General features: G+C 44.8%; 9 protein-coding genes. 4 read left to right on the top strand and 5 right to left on the bottom strand.

The window, feature by feature from the left end; all coding sequences use genetic code 11:
* Positions 1–5: 5 nt before the first annotated feature.
* Both EPX21_RS09490 and EPX21_RS09485 read left to right on the top strand, forming a co-directional pair.
* Positions 6–1,886 (top strand): RagB/SusD family nutrient uptake outer membrane protein, encoded by a 1,881-nt coding sequence (locus tag EPX21_RS09490; RefSeq protein ID WP_134089437.1) that lies wholly within the window; start codon positions 6–8, stop codon positions 1,884–1,886.
* Positions 1,887–2,097: 211 nt separating this feature from the next.
* Positions 2,098–3,087 carry an aldo/keto reductase gene (locus EPX21_RS09485; RefSeq protein WP_134089436.1) on the top strand — a complete coding sequence of 330 codons (990 nt, stop codon included), beginning with the start codon at positions 2,098–2,100 and terminating at the stop codon, positions 3,085–3,087.
* 106 nt (positions 3,088–3,193) lie between these two features.
* Here EPX21_RS09485 and EPX21_RS09480 read toward each other — a convergent pair whose 3' ends face one another.
* Positions 3,194–4,837, bottom strand: a complete 1,644-nt coding sequence (locus tag EPX21_RS09480; protein WP_134089435.1) for a M28 family metallopeptidase — start codon at positions 4,835–4,837, stop codon at positions 3,194–3,196.
* 217 nt (positions 4,838–5,054) lie between these two features.
* On the opposite strand from EPX21_RS09480, the gene EPX21_RS09475 reads away from it, so the two are divergent.
* A complete protein-coding gene (locus tag EPX21_RS09475; RefSeq protein WP_134089434.1) occupies positions 5,055–7,772 on the top strand; it encodes a DNA gyrase/topoisomerase IV subunit A in 2,718 nt (905 codons plus the stop codon).
* 63 nt (positions 7,773–7,835) lie between these two features.
* Positions 7,836–8,354: a peptide-methionine (S)-S-oxide reductase MsrA gene (gene msrA / locus EPX21_RS09470; protein ID WP_134089433.1), complete on the top strand. Its 519-nt coding sequence runs from the start codon at positions 7,836–7,838 to the stop codon at positions 8,352–8,354.
* A gap of 832 nt (positions 8,355–9,186) precedes the next feature.
* On the opposite strand, the gene EPX21_RS09460 is transcribed toward msrA, so the two are convergent.
* The 4 genes from EPX21_RS09460 to EPX21_RS09445 all read right to left on the bottom strand — a co-directional run bounded on the left by EPX21_RS09460 (position 9,187) and on the right by EPX21_RS09445 (position 12,739).
* Positions 9,187–9,843, bottom strand: a complete 657-nt coding sequence (locus EPX21_RS09460) for a DUF6266 family protein (protein WP_134089431.1) — start codon at positions 9,841–9,843, stop codon at positions 9,187–9,189.
* Between the two features lie 284 nt (positions 9,844–10,127).
* Positions 10,128–11,021: a class I SAM-dependent methyltransferase gene (locus tag EPX21_RS09455; protein WP_206106040.1), complete on the bottom strand. Its 894-nt coding sequence runs from the start codon at positions 11,019–11,021 to the stop codon at positions 10,128–10,130.
* Positions 11,022–11,145: 124 nt separating this feature from the next.
* The gene (locus EPX21_RS09450; RefSeq protein ID WP_134089429.1) at positions 11,146–11,898 is read right to left on the bottom strand and encodes an ABC transporter ATP-binding protein; all 753 of its coding nucleotides are present in this window, start codon (positions 11,896–11,898) and stop codon (positions 11,146–11,148) included.
* Between the two features lie 106 nt (positions 11,899–12,004).
* Positions 12,005–12,739: an ABC transporter permease gene (locus tag EPX21_RS09445; protein ID WP_134089428.1), complete on the bottom strand. Its 735-nt coding sequence runs from the start codon at positions 12,737–12,739 to the stop codon at positions 12,005–12,007.
* Positions 12,740–12,806 lie beyond the last annotated feature (67 nt).

Raw genomic sequence — 12,806 nt, 5'->3', positions numbered from 1 at the left:
TTGTCATGAAACTGAAAAGAAAAATATATCAAACGCTCGTGTTGCTGTTGACGACACTCTGCTTAAGTGCTTGTAACGATGATTTTGTAAATACACAACCATTGGGAGAAGTATCGGAAGAAGTAACCTGGAGTGATGGCGCTTTAGCAGAAGCGTTCGTACTGGAGGTTTACAATGGATTAGGCCAGGGCGGTTTTACAGAGGAAATGCAATCATCGTTAACAGATGAGTCGATGTTTACGCATCCCGGCAGAGGAATTAATACCATTATGGAATCCCGGTCCAACCCAGCTGACCAGGGTCTTATTCATGCAACCTATAGTTGGAGTGAACTGTATAAAAGGATTCGCGCGACCAATATCGCTATTAAAAATTTAACGGAACCGAAATTTGATGATGCGGCAAAAGCATCCCGCCTTTTAGGAGAAGTTCACTTCTTGAGAGGCTATTATTATCAGCAACTTTTACGTTATTATGGAGGCGTTCCGCTTATAGACGAAGCTTATGAGTTGGGTGCAGCAGATTATACCGCGGCCCGGAACACCTATGAGGAATGTGTGAATTTTATTGTCGCCGACTGCGATCGAGCGGCCGAACTGCTTGCTGGTTCTGCCGAATCAAACGGAAGAGCTACCGATGTTGCTGCGATGGCCTTGAAAGCAAGAGTACTGCTTTATGCTGCAAGCGACCTACATGATATACCTACCGCATCCGCAAAGTCGCCTACTATTGCGGGATATAGCAATCTGGAATACCTAGGATATACCACTGGTAGTCGTACAGAACGGTGGCAAAGGGCTAAAGAAGCGGCTTTCGCCGTGGTTAATCAAGCGCGCTATGCTTATAAACTGGACTTAACAGCTCCGGTAAGTTCGGAAGAAGGAACCGAAAATTATAAAATACTCTCATTGGGAGGTGGAAGTAAGGCTGTTTCGAGCGATGGAGCGCAAGAACTGCTTTTAGGTAGATTCTTTATGAACCTGAAAGATGAAGCAGGTAATTATGTGGGCCGAAACAATGGGCCGAACGGCTATCATAATTGGGCAGGAAATACACCGATACAGAATTTGGTGGACGACTATGAAATGATTGATGGCTCCGTTTTCAGTTGGGATAACCCCGCTCATAGGGCAGCACCCTACCAGAACCGAGATCCGCGCTTTTACGCAACGATTTTGTATGATGGTGCCGATTGGAAGCCTCGTACGTCGGACGTTGCGGGACGCGATCCCAATAATCAGATTCAAACCGGACAGTATCAAATAACCAGCGCTTCCGGTGCTGTAACGACGCAATATGGCCTGGATACGAGAAACAGCCCCATAGAGGATTGGAACGGGTCTTATACCGGGTACTATTTTCGGAAATTTACAGACCCTGACCCTGCAGTGGTTGACCAAAACACGCGTCAGTATATCCCTTGGCCAGTGTTAAAATATACCGAAGCGGTACTGAATTATGTAGAGGCCTGTATAGAGCTTGGAGAGGATGGAGAAGCGCGTAATTGGTTAAATCGAATACGCTTTAGGGTGGGTATGCCGGCGGTGACCGAATCAGGCGACGCCTTGAGGCAACGGTATCGGAACGAAAGGCGGGTAGAACTGGCCTTTGAAGAACATCGTTTTTTTGATACGAGACGCTGGATGATTGCGCCAACAACTCTTGGACAGAAAATCGAAACCATCCGTGTATTCGGAGCATTAAAAGAAGGTAGGCAAGTAAGGGTATATAAATACGATCCAGAAAGCTATACGTATACTTACACACCTACAGAACTGGCTCCCGGAATTGAAAACCGACAGTGGTTAGATAAAATGTATTTTATCAGTATCCATCGGGACGAAATGAACCGAAACGATAAGCTGGTACAGAACCCCGGCTATTAAGTGAACTAAAAAGAGCATCTATCGCAAAAATAGATGCTCTTTTGGTATTAACCATCCTGCTGCTGATCATCCCATCATTCGTCATTATTCTTATTTTTTTTGAAACTTTTAACCGCATTCTTTAGTTTTAACCTGAGTTCGGATATTTTTTTCTGAACTCGGGACGAATAACCTAACTTAGGTTTTTTAGCAATCAATTAATCAACATGCTATGGAATATAGAAGAATGGGGCGTACGGGCTTACAGTTGAGTGCCTTGTCCTTTGGTTCGTGGGTAACTTTTGCCCGACAGGTAGATGATGGCTTAAGCGATCGTCTAATGGGCATCGCCTATGATGCGGGTGTTAACTTTTTTGATAATGCGGAGGTTTACTCCCGCGGTGAATCCGAAAAGATGATGGGTAGGGTATTAAAAGCGAAGAACTGGGAGCGCTCTTCTTACATCGTTTCCAGTAAAGTTTTCTTCGGTTGGAAAGGGCCCGACAAAAAACCAAATCAATACGGCTTAAGTCGCAAACATATAATGGAAGCTTGTCACGAAGCGCTACAGCGCTTGCAGGTAGAATACCTCGACCTGTATTACTGTCACCGGCCCGATAAAAATGTACCAATTGAGGAAGTAGTGCGTACGATGAATACCTTAATTCAACAAGGAAAGGTTTTTTATTGGGGTACCAGTGAATGGAGCGCAGCAGAAATCGTTGAGGCGCATGCCGTGGCCGCTCGATTGAACCTGGAACCGCCAGCGGTGGAGCAGCCGGAGTACAATCTGTTCAATAGACAAAAAATGGAGGTCGATTATCTTCCGATTTTCCGCAACTTAGGCATGGGAACTACAATCTGGAGCCCTTTGGCCTCCGGTTTGTTGACCGGAAAATACAATGAAGGGATACCCGAGGGCTCGCGCTTGGCACTCGAAGGATATGAGTGGCTGAAGGATAAATCCTATACCGATCAAAAACTAAAAGCGGTGAAGAACTTGACGAAGGTCGCCAGTGAATTAGGTACCAGCTTGGCAACCCTTTCCGTTGCTTGGACGATCGCTAATCCAAATGTTACCACGGCTATTCTCGGCGCAACGAAAGACGCGCAACTTCAGGAGAACTTAAAAGCAGTGGAAGTCCTTCCAAAATTAACGCCGGAAGTATTGAAAGAAATTGACGAAATTATGGGAACCGCTCCGCTATTACCGGAATATTAGTTGCCGGTTACCGGTTGCCAGTTGTTAGTTGCCGGTTGTGAGGCTTTTTAGCACGCACAACCGGCTTATAGCCTACAGCCTACAGCTTTAAACCTCACACCTCCCCCTACCTCTTCTCTCCGGCCGCTTTGAATTCCGATCCTTCTTTCCACTTTGGAAAGTCGGTTTGCTGACTTAAAGTATAGCCTACGTCAAAGAATAGGCGTAAATCTTCTACCATTCCGTCTAATTGCCACGACTCGTCGAATTCGTCGGCAGGCTGGTGATAGCGCTTTTCATTGTACGCTTCCTTCTGCGCCAAGCCATATTCCATGCCTTTTCCTACTACATCATCGCCTGTGCTGGGATACAATGCCGGTACACCCACTTTGGCAAAATTGAAGTGGTCCGAACGGAAGAAATGTCCGGCAGACGGATTCGAGTCGGATTTGATGCTTCGTCCTTGCTTTTTCGCTGCGGCGGAAGCGTAGTCGTCCATTTCCGATTGTCCCATTCCCGTTACGATGAGGTCTTTCGTCCGGCCGATGGGCGCCAATGCGTCTATATTGATATTCGCCACGGTCTTAGCTAAGGGATAAATCGGGTGCGTGGCATAAAATTCCGAGCCCAATAGGCCTTCTTCTTCACCCGTTAAGGCAATAAAAAGGACCGAACGCTCGGGAGCCGTTTTCGCCGCCTTAAAAGCTTTCGCAATTTCAAAAAGGGCTGCAACGCCAGTGGCGTTATCCACCGCGCCATTATAAATCGAATCGCCTTCGATAGCTTCACCAACCCCTAAGTGGTCCCAATGTGCCGAATAGATAATATATTCATCAGGGCGTTCGCTACCCGTCAATTTAGCTACCACATTGTTCGACATGGACTTTTTAGTTTGTTGTTTGATAGTGGTACCCGTTTTCACCTGCATATCAATGGCTTTGAAGCCGGGTTTCTTGGCTTCCTCTAACAGATCCATCGAAACACCCGCTAAGGCAAAGAGCCCTTTCGTGGCTTCAGCCGATAACCAGCCTTCAAAAGCACATCGGGAAGCGCCGTTATCGGCCGTCTGTAAATTGAGCTGCGGTCCGCTCCAGCCACTGCGTACCACATTCCAGCCATAGCTCGCCGCGTTGGTATCATGAATAATCAATACGCCGGTCGCCCCCTGTCGGGCAGCCTCTTCAAATTTATAGGTCCAGCGGCCGTAATAGGTCATCGTTTCCCCTTTAAACAGCTCCTTATTATAAAACCCGGGGTCATTGACCATCACCACGACAGTTTTTCCTTTCACATCCAGTCCTTCATAATCGTTCCAGTTGAATTCAGGAGCCACAATGCCGAATCCCGCGAATACCACATCCGAATTTTTGACATCGATCCGGGGCTGTACGCGCCGACTACCTAAAACGATTTCATCTAGCAGTTTGAAGTCGACTTTGCCCTTGGCACCTGTAAAGGTGACGATTTCTGCCGGAGAAGATTTGATTTCTACCATCGGCACTTCCTGAAAAAAGCTTTCTCCATTCCCGGGTTGCAGACCAATTGCTGTAAAGCGCTGTTGGATGTACTGAATCGTTTTCTCTTCACCGCTGCTAAAAGGCTTTCTACCTTCCAAGCTATCGCTCGAGAGCACCTTGATGTAGTTGGCAAGGCCCGCTTCACTAATGCTTTTGAAGGCCGTCGAATCGCTCACGGAATGTTCTTTCTCTCCGCTATTGCAGGCGAATAAGTAGGGCAATGCAAGCGTTAATGCGTATACTGTTTTCTTCATGTTGTAAAAAATAAGCTTAAATTTAGCCCTTTCAGGCATAGTATACAAATAAGGCAACGATAATTCCTGTCTTAAATACCAAAATGTTTAGTATTTTTACGGCGCTTTACTTGGGTTGCAGGCTGCTTCTGTAGGCGCAGCTGACCGAAATATAAGAGCAAAATGCCGGAAGACAGCCGGCAAATTGCTGAAAGCTATCACCTAAAGGCTAATAAAAATGAGCGAAGAAATAGACAATAACGAACTTTCAGGAAATAGCGATGAAGCCTTAAACAACAATCAAACCGTTCCGATATCAGGGCTATATGAAAATTGGTTTTTAGATTATGCTTCTTACGTTATACTTGATAGGGCTGTGCCCCATATCAACGATGGATTGAAACCCGTGCAACGCCGTATTCTTCATTCGTTAAAAGAAATGGACGACGGTCGGTTTAACAAGGCTGCCAATGTCATCGGTAATACGATGAAGTATCATCCCCACGGTGATGCATCCATCGGTGATGCGATGGTGCAAATCGGTCAAAAGAATCTACTCATCGATTGCCAGGGAAACTGGGGAGACCCCACTACCGGCGATTCCGCCGCAGCACCTCGTTATATTGAAGGGCGCTTAAGTAAATTCGCCAACGATGTCGTTTTCAATCCAGACACCACCGAGTGGCAATTAAGTTATGACGGCCGGAATAAAGAACCGGTTACGCTCCCGGTAAAATTTCCTTTGTTATTGGCTCAGGGAGCGGAAGGGATTGCGGTCGGCTTAGCGACCAAGGTGATGCCGCACAATTTTGTGGAGCTCCTGGATGCATCGATCGACGTACTTCGCGGCGGTCGCCCAAACCTGGTGCCCGATTTCCCAACGGGCGGTCTGGCAGATGTGTCGGCCTATAATGAAGGCATGCGGGGAGGAAAGGTGAAAGTGAGAGCGCGGATTGAAGAGCGCGATAAGAAAACCTTGGCCATTACAGAAATTCCGTTCGGAACTACTACCGGTGGACTGATCGATAGCGTTATTTCGGCTAACGATAAGGGTAAAATTAAAATCAAAAAGATCGAAGACAATACGGCCGCAACGGTCGAAATTATTGTACACCTGGCGCCGGGGATCTCCCCCGACGTAACGATCGATGCACTCTACGCTTTTACGGATTGTGAGGTGTCAATCTCGCCAAATACCTGTGTTATTCGCGATGATAAGCCGCATTTCATGAGTGTCAATGAGGTGCTCATTGAAAATACAGCACATACCAAAGGCCTGCTTCAACAGGAACTGGAGATCCGTTTAAACGAATTACAGGAAAAAATCTTTTTTAGCTCCCTGCTTAAAATCTTTATTCAGGAGGGGATGTATAAGCATGCCGACTACGAAAATGCCGGGAATTTTGAGGTGGTAGTAACCGTATTAAACCGCTTGTTTACGCCCTTTTTTGATCGCTTTTACCGGGAAATACTGCCCGAAGATTATAAAAAGCTGATTGATAAGCCGATGAGCAGCATCACGCGCTTCGATGTGAAAAAGGCGGATGAGCAGATGAAAAGCTTAGAGGAGGAAATTAAGGAAGTGCGGCATCACCTGAAGTATTTGACGGATTATGCCATCGCTTGGTTCCAGAAACTAAAGGATAAATACGGAAAAGGGCGCGAACGGAAAACCGAGATCCGCATATTCGAAAAGGTAGAAGCGGCACAGGTGGCTTTAGCCAACGTGAAATTATATGTAAATCGGGCCGACGGTTTTATCGGAACGGGACTGAAGAAAGATGAGTATGTAGGCGATTGTTCTGATATCGACGATATTATTACCTTCAGAGAGAATGGCACCTGCTTGGTCACGAAAGTGCAGGATAAAGTATTTGTGGGTAAGGATATTATTCACGTCGGCGTTTTTAAGAAAGGCGATGAACGCACGGTCTATAATATGATTTACCGGGATGGCAAGACGGGCATTTCCTATATTAAACGCTTTTCGATATTGGGGGTGACAAGGGATAAAGAATACGACCTGACCAAGGGTAGCAAGGGTTCGAAGGTTCTCTATTTTACGGCAAATCCAAATGGGGAGGCCGAAGTGGTAAATGTACAACTCAAACCGCATTCCAAGCTACGGAAACTGCAGTTTGACCTTGATTTTGCAGAAATAGCGATTAAAGGGCGCGGGTCGCAGGGAAACATAGTAAGTAAATATCCGATAAAAAAGATTACCCTGAAATCCAAAGGGATTTCCACCTTGGCGGGCAGGAAAATCTGGTTTGACGATGTCTTGAACCGTTTGAATGTCGACGGCAGAGGTAAATATTTAGGCGAGTTTGACGGCGATGACCGCATATTGGTCGTGATGCCCGATGGTACGTATCATCTAACCAGTTTTGAGCTGACAAACCACTTTGATCCGAAAATGTTACGGATCGAAAAATATAAGCCCGAACAGGTGTATACGGCGGTTCATATAGACGGCAAGAGTGGTAATTATCTAGTAAAAAGATTCGTTTTTGAAAATACGCCCATCGGTAAAAGTACCTCCATTATCAACGACGATGCGGGATCGAAGTTGTTGATCCTTACCAACGGAAAGGATCCGCTCGTCAGACTCGACGTGTTAAAAGGGAAAACACAAATTCCGGAAACAACAGAACAACATTTAAATGAAGTTGTTGATATTAAAGGGATGAAAGCGCAAGGAAATCGGCTGAGTCCGCATGAGATTAAGAAGGTAACTTTATTGTCTGCAGAGGACGAATACGTTGAATCGAGTGCGGAGGCGAAAGAAGGTGAAAAAACCGGGGAGGAAGACGTTGCGGCTGTTGACGGCCATACAGAAGGGGCGAACCCTGAAGACAAAGGGCCGGCTGAGAAAGCTAAGTCAAAAATTGACTTGGAGATTACCAATCCGGATGACATCGATTTGGACGATAATGGTCAACAATCCTTATTTTAGCGTATATTTTAAAGGGTTTACTGTGCATCAGTAAGGCCTTGGTGCTACTTAAATTAAACCGATATGAAAGCAACATTTGGAGGAGGATGCTTCTGGTGTACAGAAGCGATTTTTCAGCAACTAGCGGGGGTTAATACCGTGCTGCCCGGATATATGGGAGGACATAAAGAGAATCCTACCTATAAGGAAGTCTGTACCGGAGAAACCGGGCATGCCGAGGTGGTGCAAATTGATTATAATCCTAATAAAATCTCTTATAAAAATCTATTGGGCGTTTTCTTTAAAACACATGACCCAACAACCTTAAATAGACAAGGCAACGATATCGGCACCCAATATCGCTCGGCCGTATTTTATCATGATGCTGAACAAAAATTCGAAGCGGAAACCTTTATCAATAAATTAACGGAGGAAAACGTGTTCGACAGTCCGATTGTTACAGAGGTAGTGGAAGCGCAAACTTTTTATGAGGCGGAGGACTATCACCACGATTACTTTAATAACAATCCCGAGAATGCCTACTGTGCGGCCGTGATACAGCCGAAATTGCAGAAATTTTTGAAGAGTTTAGCGAATGCTTAATGCTTGGCTATGAGTCCCCTAGTAGGTATCTCCTCGGCTTCGGCTTTTTGTTCTAAGCGTATATAGGTTTGGCAGAGCAAGCTTGGGGCGTGCTGTACATGAACGCTTCGGTTGGAACGGTTTTACAAGTTGCGGAAAATAATCGCCTTTTTATTTGTACTTGTTCTAAATAAATTCTATACTTGCATTATTAATAATCGTTCTAAATAAAGACGGTTTATTTAAAGAAATAGCATGTCTCATGTTAGGTTTGGTTGGTTAAAGTTTCCGGTTTCTGCTTCATTTCTTGAAACCGGATTCTTTGTTAAAACAGCATCTTGCTGCTGGAATAAGAGATCTATATAGATTGTTTATATAGTTGTTTAGTTTAGTTAGTGTAAAGCGGTTGTCGGGAGATATCCGCTTTATTTTTACTGTTCATCCCATAACGCTATTTCATCCTTCACGCAACCCTTTTTACCGCAAACTTAAGTCTTTTAGTGTCGATGTTTCCATGCCTATCCTTCGTTTCCCATTCGCTCGTTCACTGCTGACTTAGGAAGTATAGGTGTGTAGCTCTTCGACAACTCCCAAATCCCTGCTATTTAAGAACCCAGTAACCGAGTATCAACCAAAGAATCCCTTTCAATAGAAAGAAAAGAAAACCCCAAAATCCAAGTCGCTTGAGCCAGGTAATGAATTTACTGTTTTTCGGGCTTTCTTTGTGTTCCATGATCATTAAGACGTACAATGGAGTGCCTTGTTACCGTTGTTTGCAACAAAAGAGAATTATCTTGTCGAACAACGATTCGACAGGGAATAAGAACCTTTTTTAAGGTAAAGGTATAAAACTTTATCGGATTTCTATAGCGCCCGCATATACGCTATCCGAACTGTTGTTACTTCCATCCTCAGCGAAAAAGGCGATATAAGCGTGAAATGTTGATCCTGCTTTGACCCCATTCGGAATTTCTATTTGGTCATATCCTTCGTGCCGATAATTACCAAATTGCTTACCGGTGGCGAAAGTGATTTCCCCATCTAAGTATAAGAGCAGTAGTGTTCGGTTACGGATATTAACCGATTCCTTTTCGTCTTTCGGGTTATACTTCCAGGTAAACTGAACGTAATCCCCCTCTCTGATCGCTTGTACCTCTTTTGGCGCAGGTAAAATGCCTTTACTGAAGGTGAAATTTTCATAAATCAGCTTATATCCACCTTCTTCTTCCAATATAGCCTCTTTAAGGTTATACGACATAGCCGAGTTATGCCCTGTTCGATTGGGGGCGTAGTTCATAAAACCCAGGCGAACGAAAGGTACAACGGGACTTAACATTTCTTGCATGAAACTGAATTTACTGCGTTGCTTCGCTTGGGATTGAGTAGGTTTTCGGTTTCGATTTATGCGTGGCAAGGAGCGAACATAGTCGATCCCTTTCCACTTACAAAAGACCACACTACCTACCTTTCCCGAGATTGGGCCATTGGCGCCGTTGATTGCTTTTCCCATAACATTTATCATGACGGTTCGTACTTGGCACATCTTATGGTTAAGACTGTACCAACTTATTTACTAAGATATAATAAAGAGTTAACAAATAAGGACTTAAATTGTATTTTAGTCGGCTTTATCCGAACAAGGTCCGAATAAAGTCCGAACAAAATCCAAATAAAGTCCTATTAAATAGATAAGTTGGTAATAAGAAAGGCCCTTGATGCCCCATAGGGAGGGCACCGAGAGTAACTTTTTAATGTGCTTTTTTAGTTGAATTGAAAGGACTGAAGGCCGTTCGGTTAGCTTCTAAACTTTCCGAATACGCCTAATGGAAGTTTATTGCCGGCTGTCGCTTGTAGGAATAGTTCGCCAGTCTCTAGGTTTTTAACCGAGGGAAAGGCACTTTTAATAAGATTCTCGACAATGACCGAGGAGAAGCCAAGGGAGTAAGTGTTTAAAATCAGAAAATGTTCCTTTGGATCCAATAATTGAACGACATCCGTCATCATTTCCATGATGTGGTCTTCTAATTTCCACTTTTCGCCTTTAGGGCCATGGCCATAAGCTGGCGGGTCCAAGATGATGCCGTTATATTTATTGCCTCTTTTCAATTCGCGCTTAACGAATTTTAAGGCATCCTCTACCACCCAACGGATATTATCTAAGCCCGACAGTTCCTGGTTTTCGTTCGCCCAGGTCACCACCTGCTTAATCGAGTCGACATGGGTCGTATCCGCGCCCGCGGCCCGAGCTATTAAGGAAGCGCCGCCGGTATAAGCGAAAAGATTCAACACTTTGGGATGGGGCGTCTTGAAAGATTTGATGGTAGATGAGATGTAATCCCAGTTCACAGCCTGCTCAGGAAATATGCCGACATGCTTGAAAGAAGTAAGTCCTAATCGGAATTTGATTGCTACATCCGGGTTTTTATAGGCGATATGCCACCTGTCGGCGGTCTTCGGGTTTTTCTTAACCCAATCGCCTGTTGTTGCTGAGCGACCTTTGAACCGGATGTGATGACGTTTAGTCCACTCTTGCTCACTTAGGGCTTTTGGCCAGACGGCTTGCGGTTCCGGACGAATCAGTATCAAATCGCCGAAACGTTCCAGTTTTTCAAAATTACCGGAATCTATCAATTCATAGTCTTTCCAATACTGAGGGGTCAAAAGCTGTATGCTGGATGTCTGTGTCAAAACGTTTATTTTTTTGGCAAAGATACGGATTTTGTTGTTGGTTCTTGGATAAGAGCATATAAGCTTTAGGCTATAGGCAAAAAGCTATAGGTCTACAGCCTGCTGCATATAGCCTACTGCTTTATTAAAACTTCTCCTTGGCGATTTTCATAAACGGGCTGGCAAATACGAAATCGTTTAGCTCTTCGACGTCCGTGTGGGCGATTTCTTTGTTAGAGCCTTCCCACCTCTTCTCCCCTTGATATAAAAAGAGGATGTATTGGCCGATGCCCATTACCGAGTTCATGTCGTGTGTTACTACAACCGTCGTGGTATTGTACTCCTCTGTAATGTCTTGGATCAGCTCATCGATTACAATGGAAGTGCGGGGATCCAGACCGGAGTTAGGTTCATCACAAAAGAGATATTTCGGCGTCATAGCGATGGCTCTTGCAATACCGACCCGCTTTTTCATCCCGCCGGAAAGTTCGGCAGGAAATAGCTCGTTCCTCCCTTCCAGGTTTACGCGCTCCAAACAAAAGTTCGCACGGTCAATCCGTTCCTTCTTGCTCATATCGCTAAACATCTGCAAGGGGAAGGTGATATTCTCTTCCACTGTCATCGAATCAAATAGCGCCGAGTTTTGGAACAGCATGCCAATTTCCTTGCGGATAGGAATGCGTTCCTCGAAATTCATCCGCGTGAAGTCCTGATCTTGATAAAGTACCTTTCCTTTATTGGGTTCGTGTAGGCCGACCATGCATTTGAGCAAGGTACTTTTTCCGGATCCCGATCCGCCAATAATCAGACTGATTTTGCCTGGTTCAAATTTGGCAGATATGCCCCGGAGTACCTCATTGTCACCAAACGATTTATATATGTCTTGAACTGTAATCATTTTAATAAGTCTTAAGTGCCAAGTAATTTACGATAGCTACACTTTCTTTTATAGCGCGGCTCTTTCCATTATTGATCGATGTACCAGCGCTGCTTCCTAAGGTTGTCTACAGCATGAGGGCCGTAAGGATATAGTCTGTTGCCAAAATCATAATACAACTGACGACAACGCCTTGCGTACTTGCTTGGCCCACCTCTAAGGCTCCTCCTTTTACGTAGAAGCCGTGATAAGCCGCTACGGAAGTGATAACAAAACCGAATACAAAAGCTTTTACCAAGGCTACGGCCACCGTATAGCCATTAAAATCTCCCGTAATGCCCATAATATAATCTGAAGCCGTTACAGCACCCGATAGAGATCCTCCAACTAAGCCGCCACTTAGGGCCAGGAATATGGATAAAATGACTAAGACGGGCACCATCGTAACGCCCGCTAAAATTTTAGGAAGAATTAAGTAGCCCGGCGCATTGATGCCCATGATTTCCAATGCATCAATTTGTTCGGTGACACGCATTGACCCAATTTGTGAGGAGATAGATGAGCCGACTTTGCCAGCCAGCACCAGCGCCGAGATGGTAGGACTTAACTCCAATATACTGGAATCGCGATTAATTTGCCCAATGATGGAGTTGGGAATGAGATCCGACACTAACTGAAACGCGATTTGCATAGTCATTACAGCCCCTATAAAGGTAGAGATGATGGCAATTAAGCCCAAAGAGCCCACACCGATACTGTTCATCTCGTGCATGATCTCTTTCCAGTAAATACTTGCTTTCTCAGGTTTTTTAAAAACTGATTTTAAAAGTAAAAGATATTTGCCGAAGCTTGTAAAAAACATACGCGTGTCTCAAGAAAAATTGTGATCACCAAACTTATATAAAATCGCATTGATATGCAATTTAGCG

Source organism: Olivibacter sp. XZL3, from assembly GCF_004368405.1.
Taxonomy (GTDB): domain Bacteria; phylum Bacteroidota; class Bacteroidia; order Sphingobacteriales; family Sphingobacteriaceae; genus Olivibacter.
The sequence above is the reverse complement of the archived record's forward strand: the minus strand, read 5'-3'. Positions and strand labels throughout refer to the sequence as shown.

Coding starts and splice junctions, on each gene's coding strand:
- EPX21_RS09490 (WP_134089437.1), top strand. CDS start 6: ATGAAACTGAAAAGAAAAATATATCAAACGCTCGTGTTGCTGTTGACG.
- EPX21_RS09485 (WP_134089436.1), top strand. CDS start 2,098: ATGGAATATAGAAGAATGGGGCGTACGGGCTTACAGTTGAGTGCCTTG.
- EPX21_RS09480 (WP_134089435.1), bottom strand. CDS start 4,837: ATGAAGAAAACAGTATACGCATTAACGCTTGCATTGCCCTACTTATTC.
- EPX21_RS09475 (WP_134089434.1), top strand. CDS start 5,055: ATGAGCGAAGAAATAGACAATAACGAACTTTCAGGAAATAGCGATGAA.
- msrA (WP_134089433.1), top strand. CDS start 7,836: ATGAAAGCAACATTTGGAGGAGGATGCTTCTGGTGTACAGAAGCGATT.
- EPX21_RS09460 (WP_134089431.1), bottom strand. CDS start 9,843: ATGGGAAAAGCAATCAACGGCGCCAATGGCCCAATCTCGGGAAAGGTA.
- EPX21_RS09450 (WP_134089429.1), bottom strand. CDS start 11,898: ATGATTACAGTTCAAGACATATATAAATCGTTTGGTGACAATGAGGTA.
- EPX21_RS09445 (WP_134089428.1), bottom strand. CDS start 12,739: ATGTTTTTTACAAGCTTCGGCAAATATCTTTTACTTTTAAAATCAGTT.